Genomic DNA, 17,875 nt, shown 5'->3' with positions numbered 1-17,875 from the left:
ATTTACCTGATATGGAATCAGATACACGCATACTTTTAGTTGAAGACAATCATGCTGATGCCGAGCTGAATAAACGCGAAGCCAATAAGGTATTGAAAAAATGCAGTTTCAAACTGGTTGAAACCGAAGAAGCATTTTTGGATGCCTTGATTGAATGGCAACCGCATCTTGTACTTTCAGACTACAGCATGCCCGCTTTTGATGGACTTACAGCCCTCGCACTTACTCTTAAACATGCCCCTGATACACCCGTTATTATGGTCACTGGCTCGGTAAATGAAGATACCGCTGTTGAATGTATGAAAGCCGGAGCTGTAAACTATGTTATAAAACAAAGTATAAAAAGGCTGGGAACCGCAATATTACATGCACTGGAAGAGCGCGAACGAAAAATTGAACACATCAAAGCGCAGAACGCACTGCTGGTAAGCGAAAAACGTTACAGATCGTTGTTTGAAATTTCGCCTGTAGGTATCGTTGTTCAAAATGCCGACAATGTAATTATCAACGTAAATGAAGCCTATTGCAATATCTCAGGCTATAATAAAGACCAACTTATCGGACGTAAAGTTAGCAACCTTGCCCTGTCGAACGACGAGCTGAACAATATTGAAAATAACACAGCCCGCATTCTCTCCGGTGAAACGCTCAGGCATGAAGTCAGAAATCTGTGCAGTGACGGAACTGCCATCTATATTGAACTTACTGAATCAGCTATTGAACTTTCAGACGGCTCAATGGGAATCATGAGCATAGCCAACGATATCACTGAACGTAAAACCGCCGAAGAAGCATTAAGACAGCAAGCTGACTTTCAACAACGCTTAATGGATGCCATTCCCATTCCTGTTTTTTACAAAGATGTTTCAGGTGTTTACCAGGGCTGTAACAATGCTTTCGAAACATTTATGGGTATAAAAAAAGATGATCTGAAAGGAAAAACTGTATTTGATGTATATCCGGCTCAAATAGCTGAAGCTTATTTTCAAACCGATAATTTACTTTTAAAACAGGGAGGCAAGCAAAACTACGAATATTTCGCTATTGATGCCAACGGAATAAAACATGACATCATTTTCAGTAAAGCCACCTATGTTGGTGCCAACGGGCAAACCAGCGGACTCATTGGGTCCATGTTTGACATATCTGACAGGAAATCAATTGAAGAAAACCTGAAACAAAGGAACAGGGATTTACAGTTTCTCTCCGACTATGCATTGAAATTAACCGACTTGCCTGGTAATGCAGATATTACCACGGTAATTATGAACGAATTGAAGATCCTTACAGAAGCGGATGTGGCTATTATCTCGAAATATGATAAAAATGAAAATGCTTTATATGCAAGCAATTTTGTTGCAGACCCGGAAATCATCAAAATAATTGAAGAGAGTCTGGGCGGAAGTATAAATAACTTTAAAACACCCTTAAACAATGATATACATAACTTATTATTGAGTGAAACATTTGCTCATTATAACACTTTAACAGAATTAACTTTTGGTCAGATTCCCGAGGAAACCGACAAGAAATTTAAGTTACTTACCGGTATCAATCATTTTGCCGGGCTTTCACTATTTATTGCTGATGAGTTGTATGGTACCGTTGTGATTGGGTTGAATAAAGATAAACCTGAGCCAGACCCCGAGATGCTGCGCTCTTTTGCTTACCTCTCATCGCTAACCCTGCGCAGAAAAAAAGCAGAAGAAGAACTGAAAGAAAGAGAAGAGCGCCTTCGCAAAATTGTAGATTCGTCGCAGGATGCCATGATCATCATGGATGCAAAAGGCTTTATCTACTTGTGGAATTATGCTGCTGAAAAAATGTTTGGCTACAAAGCAGAAGAAGTGCTGGGGCGTAACCTCCATCAGCTTATTTCGCCTGATCGCTACCTTCAAACACACCAGGAAGCTTTTCAAAAATATATATTAACCGGGCAGGGAAATGCCATTGGAAAACTGATTGAACTTGAAGGTCTGAAAAGAGATGGGACTGAATTCCCCATTGAGTTGGCGCTGTCTGCTATAAATATTGATGATTCATGGTTCTCGGTAGGAGCTATCCGCGACATAACCGAACGAAAAAAAGCTGAAGCTACCATTATACGGAGCGAAAAAAGATATCACGATCTGTTTGACGCCAATAAAGACGGTATTTCTGTCATCCTTATCAGCCCTGAAGATAAAGCTTCCAAATTTTTGGTTGTCAACGAAAAGGCCGCCACAATGTTAGGATTATCGCGCGAGCATATGATTAACATTCCACCGGAAAATCTTGAAGTTGAAATTGATGGGCAAACTATGAATGAAAGGCGAAACAGGCTCATCAGCGATGGTAGTTACACCTTTGAAACCCGGCTTATTCACAAGTCAGGCAAAACAATTCCAGTTGAAATCAGTGCTTCATTTGTAAACTTCGATGGCACGCCAGCCATCCTCAATATCACCAGGGATATTTCTGAAAGAAAATTCAGAGATAACCTGCGGCAAATGCAGTATAATATTGCCAATGCTGTGATTACTGCTAATTCTCTTTATGATTTGTATGAAGCAGTTCGCACTGAACTCTCCGAAATACTTGATACTACAAATTTCTTCGTTGCATTCTACAACCAGGAAAGCAAAATGATGTATGCTCCTTTTGAAAAGGAAGAAAAAGAAGTCATAAAAGAATGGCCTGCTGAAAAATCTCTTACAGGATATGTGGTAAAGCAACAAAAAACTGTTCTTTTAAGAAAAAAAGAGATTTCTGAGTTAGCTGAAAAAGGAAAAATTAATCTTATAGGTCACCGATCTGAAATCTGGCTTGGAACACCAATCTACAATGGCAAAACTGTTATTGGGGCGATGGTAGTACAAAGCTATACAAACCCTGAAGCATATAATGAAGATTCTAAATATGTTATTGAGCTTGCAGCACATGAGCTCAGCAGCTACATAGGGCGAAAAGAAGCGGAACAAAATGCGCTAAAACTATCAAAAGCCATTGAGCAAAACCCGGTAAGTATTGTAATCACCGACAGAGATGGCATCATTGACTACGTAAATCCTAAATTTACAGAAGTTACCGGATATTCACTACAAGAAGCAATTGGCATGAGGCCAAGCATCCTAAAATCGGGCATTCATGACAACAGTTTCTATGAAAATTTATGGAATACCATCACCTCGGGAAACAACTGGCAGGGTGAAATAAAAAACAAAAAGAAAGATGGATCCTACTATTGGGAAAATGCCATTATTTCACCTATTATTGATGAACAAGGCGTTATTACCCACTATGTAGCGGTGAAAGAGGATATTACTGAAAAGAAGAAAATCATCAAGGAACTTGAAATAGCCAAAGAAAGAGCAGAAGAAAGCGACAGGCTCAAAACAGCCTTCCTTCAGAATATTTCTCATGAAATACGCACACCATTAAACGGCATCCTCGGATTTTCTGAATTGCTGATACAGGATTGGACAACCCCTGAAGAACGCATTGACTTTAATGAATCCATTCAACTTAGCGGGAAGAGGCTGATTGAAATTGTAAATAATGTGCTCGACATTTCCATTATTGAAACAGGCCAGATTATTTTATCGCCCACTCATTTTAAACTAAACTCTGCCTTAATGGACTTGTACAATTTCTACAAGCTTCAGTTCCAAAATAAGAGCATTGCATTTGCCCCTCCCAAACATTGTAAGGATGATGATTTTACCATTTGTGCTGATCAGGGCAGAATTCATCAGGTACTCACAAACTTATTGAACAATGCCTTTAAGTATACCAAAACCGGTGAGGTCAGTTTTGGATATAAGTGCGTGGGAGAAGAGCTGATATTTGAAGTCAGTGATACAGGCATTGGTATTGATAAGTCACATTTTGGCAGAATTTTTACAAGATTTTATCAGGCAGAAAATTCAAGTGCAAGAAATTACGAAGGCGCAGGACTTGGCCTATCAATCAGTCATGGCCTCGTAATGGCCATGGGTGGTAAAATTTGGTTTGAATCCGAGCCAGGCAAAGGCACAACTTTTTATTTTTCCATACCTGTTACTCATCAAACCCGGGAATTAAATCCCTCTCAAAAAGAAACTTCTGACTCTTCTGATATCATCCTCATTGCCGACGATGATGAGACCAGTTATCTGTTGCTTCAGACCGTTCTGAAGCGCAGAGGTATTAACGTAGCACGAGCAGAAACCGGAAATGAAGCTGTAAAGTTAATTAAAGACAATCATCGGATTAAACTTATATTTATGGATGTAAAAATGCCTGAAATGGACGGGCTGGAAGCAACCCGTATCATCAAAACATTAAAACCTGAAATACCTGTAATTATTCAAACAGCTTTTGCTTTTAATGAAGATATGGAAGCCGCATTTGCCGCTGGAGGAAATGAATATCTTTCCAAACCAATATCTTCTGAAAAGATATCTGCTGTTTTGGATAAATATCTGATAAAAGCATAGTAAACCCGGATTCTTGATAAACCACGCCCTTGACTATTAGATATAGCCAGGGGCGTTGTAATGAACAGATGTATTTGACCTGCCCTTTAATCAGAAATACATTAAATTTAAGACGATAATCCAAGTGTAAAATAAAATGTCGAGCCTTCATTAAGCTTTGATTCAGCCCATATTTCGCCATTATGTCGCTCAATAATCCGTTTTACTGTACTTAGTCCCACACCGGTACCCACAAACTCAGAATCTTTATGTAATCTTACAAGCATCTTTCTTTCAAATCAATCATATTCATGATGTGCTTAATATTACGACAGAAATAAGCTATCTGTCAAAAACAAAAACCGCAGCCTCCTTTCGGAAGCTGCGGTTTTAAAAGTTAAAAATTCAGGTTACCTGATAATCAGTTTCTGCGAGGTACTTGCAGATGCACCAGAAACTCTGGCAACATAAATACCAACAGGAACATTCAGGTTCAGTGAGTAGCTGTTGCTGCCACTGAGTTGCCTGTTATAAATTGCCTGTCCCTGCAGATTGTAAAGAACAAATGTCTGGGTTGAAGCATCAGATGTAATAACACGAATTTGCTGACCAGCACTGTAAATGCTGAGTGTTGCAGTTTCCGGCTCATCAATACCAATAGATGTTAAATCAATAACCAGTACATTGTCAATACCACCATTGGGGTTGCGGGTGTCAGTAGTCATCCATATGCCTGAAGCCATGTCATAGTTGCCAGTGAGACTACCATCATTCAAATCGCGGGTTTCAATACGCTGTACACCATTGGCATTCACATTAGGCACAATACCGCCCCATGAACCATCAACTTCTGCAACAATTCCTGAATAGAATGCGGCATAAGAACCCGGCTCAATAAAATCAACACCGCAGGTTTCAATGTGTGTAGCACACAAAGGTCTGCCGGTGCCGGCAACATTGTCATACAGGAATACGAAATCCTTTGGCGTATCATTGCTGATTCCGCGAATAGCAGTCCCCATGGTTGGGTCAGCTTCGGTGCCAAATTGTAAAACGGTTGCAGATGTAGCAGTTGTTAACCACAACGCGGCAGTTGTTCCATCCATACCATCATTCAAACGAATACGCATAAACACCTGGTTACCGGGAGTAAAGCGGGCATTTCCGGTAGGCTCATTGCAGAACCATCCACTATAACTTCCGTTTTCATCGGTTGTAAAAGTACCGTATCCTCCATCAGTGCCAAGATTAGGACTTGAAGTACGATAGAAATTACCATCCTGATTTACAAAAATAACGTTACCTGCGCCATTTGTTGTTGGATCATCTGTTCCTACAACTATCTGGTTGATATAACGATAGGTGGTATTAGGCTGAATATTGGAAATAGTAGCTCTGTAAGCAAAAGGTACCCTGTTTGAGTTGGTACCGTTGATACCTTCAATAAACTGAGGAACGATTTCAGCTGTAATTGCAGGTACCAGTTCACCAGTTACCTGACCATTCAGTGTAACAAGCTTATCAGGAGCTCCGCCACCGCTGTGCGTAATGGTTTCGCCTTCATACATTCCGATAGCAAGACCAGCTTTCAGACGTACATAAACAGTAACCGGTTGTCCTGTAATTACACCATCAGCAAATGCAAAACTAAGTGTTGTTCCAAAGCTGCTGTCATCGGTTGAAATTTCAAAATTCTCAGGAGCAGTTACGCTGATATTACCTGTACCTACAAGATTTGCAGCAGATAATGCATAGCTTTGAGAAGCTGACGGGCCGTTACCTTCAACATAAGTAAATCCACTTAAAGAGGCCGGATTGGTATTAATAACGGGGTCGGTTGTAGCAGAGTTGCTGAAGTCAGACAGCCCCCTGGCAACCAACTGCATGGTTGACTGATACTGAAGTATCACACCTGTAATATCCTGTAATTCAGTAGGAATTGCTGTTCCGATATAATCCAGATCGGCATACTGTGTGCGGAAAACGCCAGTACCATCCGGATCGGTAATATTGTAATTTGTGCTTACTGCAAAAGTGCCATCGTTCACAAAATCAACAAGTAATATTTTAACAAGCTTTGCCTGATAACTATCGTCAAGGTTGTTAAGTGTTACTTCAACAGGATCCAGTGTATTACCTGTACTGGTAGCTGCTCCGGGATTCACTGTAGGAACAAATTCCAGCATATTATTATACAATGTCAAGGTACCGGTAATGCCGGTAATTCCATCATACAAATTATAGGTAGTTGTAATAATTCCAGAAGGATCATCAATCAAAACTGCTGCTGTAGCATCCTGAATGTATTTCTGATGACGGGTAGCTGACTGGAATGTAAGAATAGCTTCACCCGTAAGCTGATAAACTGTACCATCAGTTGAACCCTGGCGAAGTTCTGCAATGGTAGCTACAGGAGTTGCCTGGTTGAAAGTATAGCTGGCACTGGTAACGGGGCTGTTGTCAAATCCGTCTTTTTCACCATATGCCCATATTGTTGTTGCTGCTGCCACATTTACCGGGGTAGTATAAACGGTCCACGGTCCTGTTGCAGAAGTTTCACTGTAATAAAGCGTAGCTCCGGCAGTTGAAGAACTAATAGTAACATTTATTGGGTTCAGATAATTGCCTGCAGGAGGGTTAAAGGTAGGAGAAGCCACAACTGGTGCACCACCTGAAGCTGCAACAGCATCTTCCCATGTTGTTGCCACACGGATACCGTCAACAATGATGTTTTGTGAAGCATTAAACTGACGAAGTGCGATACTTCCAATATTTGCAAATGAAGCGGTTTCAGTAAACACTGCATCGGCCGTTGCTGGCTCTGCAGCAGGGAAACTATTGAAAACAAACAAGCTGGAGGTCATGGTTGCAAAATCAAATTTCATGACACCAAGTGTTGGTTGTCCGGCAGTGATGGGAACATAAGTAGTTGGTTCTGATTGACCAATACCAAGTCCGTCAGCAGTTGCATTCGTCCAGATTCGGGTGAAATAAGTAGTTCCGATTGTACTCTGACCAAAATGAATAAAGTATCCGGCAGCTCCGTTGCCAGTTGGGTTTACTATAAACGCAGCATACACAGTTCCTGATGTTTGCTCACCAAAGGTACGGTGAACATCTTCGCCGGTATTGTCGAGCAATGCTGCTCCGCCAATATCTGTGCCGGCATAACCATTGAAAGTTAAACCATCAGTTACTGTTGGAGATTCATTTCCCGCACCACTATGGGCAACCCAGCCATTGTCAACCAGGTTAGAACCGATAGCATACTCAAAGTTATCAACCAAAAGTAAACCACCACTACCAGGGGTAGTAACTGAACCATTAAGTGTCACTACTTTATTGGCAGCTCCTGTTGAGGTTGCTACAAGTTGTTCACCGTTATAACTTCCGGCAGCAAGACCTGCTTTCAAACGTACATAGATGGTAGTTGCAGCAACATTTCCACCGGTTTGGGCCAATACAACAGGGTTGGTTGCAACAAAACTGCCACCTGTACCAGTTGAAATTTCATAGTTGGCACTTGCAGCAATAGAGATTCCTGCTGTAAGGTTCTGACCACTAACGCTGAATGATTGCTCAGCTGAAGGGCCATTTCCAACTTCGTAAGTAAATCCGTTAAGAACAGCAGGTGTAAGTGTTATAGAAGGATCAGTGGTTGAAGCACTCTCAAAATCACTCAAACTTCTGGCCACCAGTTGCATGGTAGTATTGTACTGAGTTACCACACCTGTAATATTCTGCGTTTCCTGTGGAATTGGCGTTCCAATATAGTTAACATCAGCATATTGCGTACGGAAAACACCTGCTCCGCTGGGATCGGTGATGTTGTAATTTGTACTGGCTGCAAAATTACCTGTAACTGCAAAATCAGCCATATTCACTACAACAAGCTTAGCCTGATATGAGGCATCCAGGTTACTGAGGGTAACAGCCACCGGAGTAACAGTATTTCCTGTGCTTGTTGGTGCACCCGGATTCGCAGTCGGAATAAATTCAAGCAAGCCATTATATAACGTTAAGGTTCCGGTTATACCGGTAATTCCATCATATAAATTGTAGGTGGTTGTAATTTTTCCGGTAGGATCATCTATCATAATAGCTGCAGATGCATCCTGAATAAATTTCTGATGACGGGTGCTTGACTGGAAAGTAAGAATAGCCTCACCAGTAAGCTGATAAACTGTACCATCAGTAGCTCCCTGCCTTAAAGCAGCAATATTGGCAACAGGTACTGCAGTGCTGAAAGTATAAACAGCACTTGATACAGGACTATCGGTCAATCCATCTTTTGTACCATAAGCCCAAAGTGTTGTTTCTGTCGCAATATTTACCGGAGTTGTATAAGCAGTCCAGGGTCCTGTTGCAGAAACCATGCTGTAATACAGTGTAGCACCTTCGGTTGTTGTGCTGATAGTGACATTTACAGGATTGAGGTAATTACCTGCAGGTGGGTTAAAGGTAGGTGCTACCACTGCTGTGGCTCCACCAGCCGAACCAGTCCAGGTAATATTATCTATCACAACCTGACCATCAGAGTTATTGGCACTAATAAACTTAATAGTAACCGGGCCTGAAATATCAACTGTAATATCACCAGAGTTCTTGATCACATTTGCTTCGCCATTGGTTGTTACATTTCCAACAACAACATCATTGACAAGTACGTTCAGGTTTACGTTTGTGCTAAACGCCTGCATATAGTCGAAACTGATGGTACCAACACCACCATTGATGATGCCTGAATATACATTTGACTGAGGGGTTCTGTTGCGTCCAATCATCAGGGCTTTCCCTGTAATTTCAACATCGCCGCGAGCCTGAAAATATGTCCAGGTTGAACCATCCTGACCAAGGAAAGTACCATCAACATAAGATGAACCCGTTAAATCAAGATTGGCAAATGTTTCCATTCCACCGCCTGCTGCCGGATCAAAAACAGTACCACTCAAAGTAACTGTTGCATCCGTTGCGCCGGCTGAACTGGCAACAACCTCTTCGTTATTATAAGTTCCAACAGCCAAACCAGCTTTTAGTCTCACATAAATAGTGGTTTCGGCAACTATACCGCTGGCCGGAGTCAGTACAACCGGATTGGTTGCTACAAATCCAGCTCCGCTAACAAGTGAAATTTCATAATCTGCCGGAGCTGCAATACTGAGATCGCCAGTCAGATTCTGCCCGTCAATAACAAAAGACTGCTCAGCCGAAGGTCCGTTTCCGTCAGAATAATTGAGTCCATTCAATGTAGAAGGACTGACAGAAATAAGCGGATCAACAATGGTAGCTTCTTCAAAATCAGTAAGACTACGGGCAATTAACTGCGATGTGGTGTTGTATTGCATCACTACACCGGTAATGTTCTGAATGGCAGTTGGAATCGGAGTTCCAATATAATCCAGTGTACTGTATTGTGTTCTGAAAACACCAGTACCAGTTGGATCGGTAATGGTGTAATTGGTGCTGCTGGTAAAATTGCCTGTAACACCAAATTCAGCCATATTCACTTTTACCAGTTTTGCCTGATAGGAGGTATTCAGATTGCTGAGTGTAACTTCCTCAGGAACAATCGTATGGCCTGTACTGCTTGCCGGGCCCGGATCTTCTGTTGGAATAAACTCCAGCATATTGTTGTAAACAGTTAATCTGCCGGTCAAACCGGTAATACCGTCACCTATATTATAGGTAGTGGTGATAATTCCTGCTGCATCGTCAATCAGAATTGCTCCGGTGGCATCCTGAATAAATTTCTGATGACGTGTTGTTGTCTGGAAACTCAGTAGCGCCTCTCCTGTGAGCGTATATAAAGTTCCGTCAGTCGCACCATTGCGAAGCTCAGCAATATTGGCCACCTGATTGATGGTGGTAACCTCGCCACTAACAGGCAATAAAACTTCACCTATATTAACATCGGTGTGCGGAATATTCGTTTCATAAGTGCCTCCGGCTAAACCTGCTTTTAACCTGACATATATCGTTACTGGCTGGCCAGTAATAACGCCATCAGCATAAGCAAGATTAATAGAAGGCAAAAGGAATGAAGTTCCATATCTTGAAATTTCATAGTTTTCAGGAGCTGTGATCACAATATTACCGGTGCCCACCAGGTTGGCAGCACTTACAGCATATGTTTTAGGTGTTGATGGGCCTTCGCCTACCACATACGTAAAACCTGAAAGAGCATCTGGTGAAAGACTTAAAACAGGTTCCAGAATCTCAACAATTGAAAAATTATCAACCTGCCATGAACGATAAGAACCGCTGTTGTAATGATATTTGAATGCAATGTAAACATTATCACCCGAAATTCCTGCCAAATCAACCAATCCTGAAGCAGTCCAGGTACTTGAGGCTGATGGCATTGTAAACGGAAGTTCAGTCCAGGTAGCAGAAGTTGGATCTCCAATTCCTGCATAATCTGAAGAGTACATCAGTTTCAGATAATTATCTGCATCATCAGTGCCAAAGTTGTACCAGCTGTCAAAAGTCATTTTGGCATTGGTGTTTGTGTTCAGATCAATGGCAGGTAAAACGAGCCAGTCTTCTTCAAGAACTCCGGTATTATATCCATTCATGTATGCATATTTCCCTGAGGAACTGTGCTGCCAGTATTTAGAAGGACCGGAAACACTAAAAGTATAGCACAGGCCAAGTCCAGTTTCAAAATCTTCAGTATAAGGAAGGGCTGTTGTGGCTGGAGCTTCAACATTTCCACTACAGGAAACATTTACATCCGTTGCGCCACCGCCTGAGTTAACAATAAGCTCACCGTTATAAGCACCGCCTGCCAGTCCGGCTTTCAGTCTTACATAAATGGTTGTTGCATCAAGAGCTCCAGCTGTGTAAGCAATAGGGGTAGCCGCTTGCGTAAAAGTGGTATTGTTAAGTGAAATTTCATAGTTTGCCGGGGGCGTTACGGTAATATTGCCGCTGGCAGGAGTCAGATTAGTAGCCGAAAGGCTATAGCTCTGTGAAACAGAAGGCCCGTTATCCACCACATAGGTAAAACCTGAGAGAGATGAAGGGGTGGCTGCAATTGAAGGGGTGGAAGCTGATGCTGGTGCAATACCAAATCCAGCAAGACCAGCAGGTAAAGTTGCCGGAGCGGTTGAAATCGTCTCAAATCTCAAGCTGGGATCAGTCCAGGCACTAGCCCCAGAATTAATGCCACTGAGAAGAGCAATATTTTGATTTGCTGTACTTACACCATTACCAGTCCATGCAGTACCAGGATCATTATTTGGATTTCCGAATATATCAGTAATACTACCTCCATACTTTACAGCCAAAGCATCGTCACCGTTAAAGGTAAAACTGTAACTAAGAAATGTAACTGAAGGTAATCCCTGACTAGTAAGATATGTTCCCATCTCAGGTGTACCAATAACAAGTACTGCACCAGGAGCTAATGTTCCACTGCTTATTGCTGTCGCACTTATATCTGCTAAAGCACCGCCATTAGAACCTTGCTGAATAATTAAATTATTGGTGCTAAAGTCCAGAGTTGAAGCAGTGTTATTCCAGATTTCAATACCCTTAGGTACAGTTCCGGAGTTTGTTTCAACATATTGACTGATTATTTGCCCCCAACTATGAGAGGAAACAATCAACAACAGAAACAAGAGTCCTGCATTAATTAATTTTTGTTTCATCATTCAAAATTTATTTGTTTCTAATTTATTTTAACAGGCCATTATTATACTTTGGTAAAACTCAGCTCAACCATGTTGTTGAAAAATCCGCATCTCATTTATATCAAATAACTGAGATGCGGATGGCTGTAATTTAGGTGAACAACAAACCGACTATTTCAGCATTACTTTGCTGCTATATGAAGCATTGTCATTCAAAATACGAACGATGTAAATACCGGCAGGCGCATTTACTGAGTAAGAAGCGCTGTTGCCGTTGATGCTGAAACCAGCAACCTGCTGGCCATAAAGGTTGATAAGCTGAACCTGGCCATTGATTGAACTGCTGAGTTCGATTTTGAGGGTTTTACCATTGGCAAATATTTTACCAATTTCAACTGCAGGACTATCAACTCCCAGTGTAGTATTGATTACCAGAACATTGTCGAGTCCACCTGAAGGATTTTTTGTATCAGTTGTGCCCCAAACACCATTGTCAGAAGTATTGTTGCTTACAATAGCACCGGTTGTCAGGCTGCGCTCTTCAATGCGCTTAACACCTGCAGCATTCACATTTGGGATAATACCACCCCAGGCACCATCAACGTTGGCAACATCAGAAGTATAGAAAGCAGCGTAAGAACCTACTGCAAGAAAATCAACTTCTGAAGTCTCAACCTGTGTACCATAAAGCGGGCGACCGGTTCCGGCTGTATTGTCATATAGGAAAACAAAATTCTTGGCATTGTATTCACTGATACCACGGATGGCAGTACCGGTTGAATCAGCTGAAGCTGCATAAAAACCTAAAACTTTAATACTTTCGGTAGAAGTCAGACGAGTAGCTTCAACAGTTCCATTAGCACCATCATTCAACATAATGCGTACGAAAATGTCTGTTCCGGGTTTGAATCTTGAAGCATTTCCGGTTGGCTCAGTAATAAACCATCCGCTGAAATTACCTGATGCATCAGTTGTAAATTCTCCGTACTGACCGGCAGTAGCAAGAGATGGGCTGCTTGTGCGGGTAAAAGTACCTGTAGCCGGATTAACAAAAATGCAGTTACCGGCTCCATTGGAAGTAGGTGAATCGGTTCCAACAACAATTTTATTGTAATAACGATAAGTAGCTGACGGGGTCAGATTTGACAAAGAGGCGTGGTATGCAAATGGTACCCTGTTATTATTTGGCACGGCACCTTCAATAAACTGAGGCAGAATAATAGATGAAATTGTAGGATCAGTAACAGGCTGGCCTCCAAAATCAGCAAGACTTCTGGCTACCAGTTGCATCGTTGTTTGATACTGGAGAATAACTCCGGTAACATCAAGAGCTTCTGTTGGAATGGCTGTTCCGATATAATCCAGGTCGCCATATTGTGTGCGGAAAACTCCGGTTCCACCGGCATCGGTAATATCATAATTGGTGCTGGCGGCAAAAGTACCTTCAGCAACAAAATCAACCATTGATACTTTTACAAGTTTAGCCTGATAGCTGTCATTTAAATTGCTCAGGGTTACTGCAACCGGAGTTACCGTGTTATTGGTGCTTGTTGCAGCACCCGGATCCATTGTTGGAACAAATTCCAGCATATTGTTGTAAAGGGTAAGAGTTCCTGTGATTCCGGTAATACCGTCATACAGGTTATAGGCTGTTGTAATTTTTCCTGAAGGATCGTCAATTAAAACAGCAGCAGTTGCATCCTGAATATATTTTTGATTGCGGGTAGTTGCTTTAAAAGTCAAAAAAGCTTCACCAGTGAGTTGGTAAACGGTACCGTCGGTAGCACCCTGGCGAAGTTCAGCAATAGTGGCAACCTGTGTGGCCTGATTAAATGTATATGAAGCACTGGCAACAGGGCTGTTATCATAACCTGCTTTTTCGCCATAAGCCCAGATTGTAGTAGCAGCGCTCACGTTCACAGGAGCAGAATAAACTGTCCATGGACCTGTAGCTGAAGAAGTACTGTAATATACAGTAGCATCAGCTGTTGACGAAGTGATGGCTACATTTATCGGGTTCAGGTAGTTACCAGCAGGAGGATTGAATGTAGGTGAAGCAACTATCGGATTACCACCGGCAGCAGCAACGGCATCTGCCCAGGTGGTAGCCACTCTGATTCCATCAACTACCAAATGTTCAGCCGCATTAAACTGGCGAAGACCGATACTTCCAACATTGCTGATAGAAGCGGTTTCAACAAACTGAGCATCGGCTGTAGCAGGTTCTGCAGAAGGGAAACTATTAAAAACATAAAGACTTGATGTAGTCGTATTGAAATCATATTTCATCACAACCAGCGTTGTCTGACCGGCAGTAATAGGAACAAAAGTTTCAGGAGCAGTACCCAAACCTAATCCATCACCAGTAGCATTAATCCACACCCTTGTGTAGTAAGTAGTGCTAAATGGATTGGGAGCAAAGTGGATAAAATAACCGGCCATTCCATTACCAGTAGGATTCACCATAAAAGAGGCGTAAACCGCACCGGAAGTAGGTCCTTCAAAACTGCGGTGAACATCTTCTCCGTTATTATCTAACAAAGCAGCGCCACCAACACCTGTTCCTGAATATCCATCAAATGACAATCCATCAGTAACAGTCTGGGGTTCGGTTCCTTCTCCACTATGGGCTATCCAACCATTGGCAGTAAGGTTGGTCCCAATTGTGTATTCAAAATTATCAACCATTAACGGTTGGGCAAACACTCTGATTCCGGACATTAACAGGAAAACAACAAGCATTAGACCTGCAAAGTCTCTGATTCGAATTTGAGTAAATTTTTCTTTCATTTGAAAAAGATTTAAGTATTTATTGATAAGCGTGAATTAGATTTTCCGGGGGTAAAAATTAAACCCTTTTAAAGACTAAGTTTAGATTTTTAATATCCGATTGAACCTATAAAATTACACAGTTTTTTCAAACACATGGCAAAGAAACCTTTTTTTTATTAAAAATACGTTAAGCTATCGTTAAACCTGATAGCAAATGAATTAAAAAATAAAAACCAGCATACGGATCAGGTTCACGAAACACCCAAATTATATTTAGTTTTAATGCATCTGTTCACCTCATTTCTGTATAAAATCTTTAACTCCTCATGATTAAAATTCCGGCAAGATTCATAAAAGAATTGATTTTTGTAGCTTTTTGCGGGATGTAAAAGCCATAAAAATACCAAACAGAACCATTACATCACCTATACATTTGGGGTCATTTGCCGAATTTTTTAAATTTAATTACTCTACTTGCACTTTTTATTTATTTGATTTATAATTTTTTATTATTTTCTCTAACTCTACATTATACTTTATCATAAAACATCAATCAAAAACCATCACTATATTTCCTGATTGAATTTTATTAGTTTTGACAAATCAATAATTGAAGGGTATGCAACTGTTCAAACAAGCGAATAAATCGATTGAACTGATAGATAACTTTCTTGACCTTATAGATCAGGGCGTCATCATTTTCAAAGAAGGTGTTAAGAATTACCTTTATGGAAATCGGGAGAATTTTGTCAGCAATCTTCAGACCTTATCAGGACTTGAAACTGAAGCTGATATTATTAAGCGAAAAATTGAAAACATCCTGTATACGCAGTCGCTGATGCCTCAACTTCGGGGAGATATTTTAAAACTGCTTGAGGAATTAGATAATATTATTGATTTAGCAAAAACGAACCTGTTTCAGTTCGATGTTGAAATACCTTTTATCCCAGCCTCTCTTAACCAGGATTTTATAAAATTAACAGAGCTTTCAGGAGCGGCCATTGACTCCGTTATTCCCGCTGCAAGGGCATATTTCAGAGATCCTGAATCGGTAAAAGAAAAACTTCACCGGGTTTATTTGTACGAAAAAGAAGCGGATAAACTGGCTGATGCCATCAAAAGGAAAGTTTTCCATGAAATGCCTGACATAAAACTGAGTGAAAAATTCCATCTCAGATACTTTACCCTGCACATTGAAATTTTATCGGATGCTGCGGAGAAAGCTGCTGATGTACTTTCAATTATGGCAATAAAAAGAACCATTTAAGCCCTGAAAAGATGCTCTTCCTGCTTTTTCTTTCCAGTGGACTTTTTCTTGGCTGGTCGCTAGGGGCCAATGATGCTGCCAATGTTTTTGGTTCGGCGGTAGGCTCTAAAATGCTAAATTTCAAAAAAGCAGCGTTCATTGCCAGTGTTTTTGTTGTGCTGGGCGCAGTTTTTCAAGGAGAAGGCACTTCCGATACACTGGTAAGTCTTGGTGCTGTTAACACCTTAGCCGGTGCATTTACAATTTCTCTTTGCGCCGCTATTACCGTTCTATTTATGACTAAATATGCACTGCCTGTATCTACCAGTCAGGCTGTAGTCGGGGCAATTATAGGCTGGAGTGCTTTTACAAATTACCATACTGATTTTAATGTACTTACAAAAATTGTGAGTACATGGTTTTTTGGACCACTTTTGGGAATGTTGTTTTCAGCCCTTCTGTTTTTACTTCTTCGCTGGACACTGCGCAGGACGAGAATTCATGTCATCAAACTTGACTCATACATCCGCTATGCCTTGATCATAGCAGGTGCATTCGGCGCTTACAGCCTTGGTGCCAATAATATTGCCAATGTGATGGGGGTTTTTGTAGGATCGGCTCCTGATTTATTGCTGAACTTCGGATTATTTTCAATTAACGGAGTTCAATTATTATTTCTGATTGGAGGATTGGCCATTGCCGTTGGTATTTTCACTTACAGTGAAAAAGTGATGCATACTGTAGGAAACGGCATTCTGTCACTCACTCCTGAAGCTGCCATAGTGGTTGTATTATCCCAGGCCTTGGTCCTTTTTGTTTTTTCATCTTCCTGGCTTTCCAATCAGTTTGTAAGCATCGGACTGCCAGCCATTCCGCTGGTGCCGGTTTCAAGCACACAAGTAGTGGTTGGTTCTGTCATAGGCATTGGCATGATAAAAGGAGCAAGAGAAATCAAATTCAGGGCTTTAGGCGAAATAGCACTTGGATGGATTACAACGCCTGTAGCCGCAGGCATACTTACCTATTTCGCTCTGTTCTTCGTGCAAAATGTGTTCAAACTGCAGGTAGGTTCCGGTAACAGCAATTCGACAAGCTATAATATTCAACCACCATATGATTTGACCCAGCAGGCTGTAAAAGTTAATCTTATCCTTCCCGGAATTCTGGCCATAGCCCTGTTGGTAATCATTGTTTTGATTTACCTCTTCTTCAGGCAACAGAAATTAAGATTAAAAGCTGAAAATGAACTGCTTCAGCAACAAAATCAATATTATCAGACACAAGAAAGACTAAGCGGCCTGGAGGTTTCAGCCATACAGCTTGAAAACAATTTCCTGGGGCAAAAACTTGAAACAAAACGAAAAGAATACATCAATATAGCCCTTAATATATCAGCTCAACGCGAATTTCTTCAAACCATAGCTGAAGAATTGGAGCAAATCAGAAATAATCAAAACGCGGACGAAAAAAATCTCCAGTTAAAAGCCATTGTTTCGAAAGTGAAGCAAAAAATGAGTTTCAGCTCTGAAATGGAAGAGTTTTATGCGCAAATAGAGCTCATACATAAAGATTTCAGGCAAAAGCTCATCGCTTCCTTCCCGGGCTTGACCGAGCAGGAAAAAAGGCTCTCTACCCTCCTGCGGTTAAACCTGTCATCCAAAGAAATTTCCACACTCCTGAGCATATCGCCCAAAAGTGTAGAAATAGCCAGATACCGGTTGCGAAAAAAATTGAATCTTCAACAGGGCGTAAGCCTCACAGAATATTTACAAAATCTCTAAACCCAA

At 41.2% G+C, this 17,875-nt stretch carries 6 protein-coding genes; 3 read left to right on the top strand and 3 right to left on the bottom strand.

Translation table 11 applies throughout. The features are described 5' to 3' along the window. The first annotated feature begins 11 nt into the window (after nt 1–11). Complete coding sequence (locus H6541_03825) at nt 12–4,457, top strand: PAS domain S-box protein (GenBank protein ID MCB9014899.1); 4,446 nt, start codon at nt 12–14, stop codon at nt 4,455–4,457. Nucleotides 4,458–4,564: 107 nt separating this feature from the next. On the opposite strand, the gene H6541_03820 is transcribed toward H6541_03825, so the two are convergent. The 3 genes from H6541_03820 to H6541_03810 form a co-directional block, all read right to left on the bottom strand. Further along, nucleotides 4,565–4,723, bottom strand: a complete 159-nt coding sequence (locus H6541_03820; GenBank protein MCB9014898.1) for a hypothetical protein — start codon at nt 4,721–4,723, stop codon at nt 4,565–4,567. 123 nt (nt 4,724–4,846) lie between these two features. Then, a complete protein-coding gene (locus H6541_03815) occupies nt 4,847–12,091 on the bottom strand; it encodes a choice-of-anchor J domain-containing protein (GenBank protein ID MCB9014897.1) in 7,245 nt (2,414 codons plus the stop codon). A gap of 150 nt (nt 12,092–12,241) precedes the next feature. Next, entirely contained in the window at nt 12,242–14,860 is a 2,619-nt protein-coding gene (locus tag H6541_03810) for a T9SS type A sorting domain-containing protein (protein MCB9014896.1), read from the bottom strand. A 601-nt stretch (nt 14,861–15,461) separates the two neighbouring features. On the opposite strand from H6541_03810, the gene H6541_03805 reads away from it, so the two are divergent. Both H6541_03805 and H6541_03800 read left to right on the top strand, forming a co-directional pair. Beyond that, a complete protein-coding gene (locus H6541_03805) occupies nt 15,462–16,109 on the top strand; it encodes a DUF47 family protein (GenBank protein ID MCB9014895.1) in 648 nt (215 codons plus the stop codon). Between the two features lie 11 nt (nt 16,110–16,120). Continuing rightward, a complete protein-coding gene (locus H6541_03800) occupies nt 16,121–17,869 on the top strand; it encodes an inorganic phosphate transporter (GenBank protein MCB9014894.1) in 1,749 nt (582 codons plus the stop codon). The last annotated feature ends 6 nt before the right edge of the window (nt 17,870–17,875 follow it).

It is taken from the genome of Lentimicrobiaceae bacterium, from assembly GCA_020636745.1.
In the GTDB taxonomy this organism is placed as follows: domain Bacteria; phylum Bacteroidota; class Bacteroidia; order Bacteroidales; family Lentimicrobiaceae; genus Lentimicrobium.
This window is presented reverse-complemented; position numbering and strand designations above follow the sequence as displayed.

Coding starts and splice junctions, on each gene's coding strand:
- H6541_03800 (MCB9014894.1), top strand. CDS start 16,121: ATGCTCTTCCTGCTTTTTCTTTCCAGTGGACTTTTTCTTGGCTGGTCG.
- H6541_03810 (MCB9014896.1), bottom strand. CDS start 14,860: ATGAAAGAAAAATTTACTCAAATTCGAATCAGAGACTTTGCAGGTCTA.
- H6541_03820 (MCB9014898.1), bottom strand. CDS start 4,723: ATGCTTGTAAGATTACATAAAGATTCTGAGTTTGTGGGTACCGGTGTG.
- H6541_03815 (MCB9014897.1), bottom strand. CDS start 12,091: ATGATGAAACAAAAATTAATTAATGCAGGACTCTTGTTTCTGTTGTTG.
- H6541_03805 (MCB9014895.1), top strand. CDS start 15,462: ATGCAACTGTTCAAACAAGCGAATAAATCGATTGAACTGATAGATAAC.
- H6541_03825 (MCB9014899.1), top strand. CDS start 12: ATGGAATCAGATACACGCATACTTTTAGTTGAAGACAATCATGCTGAT.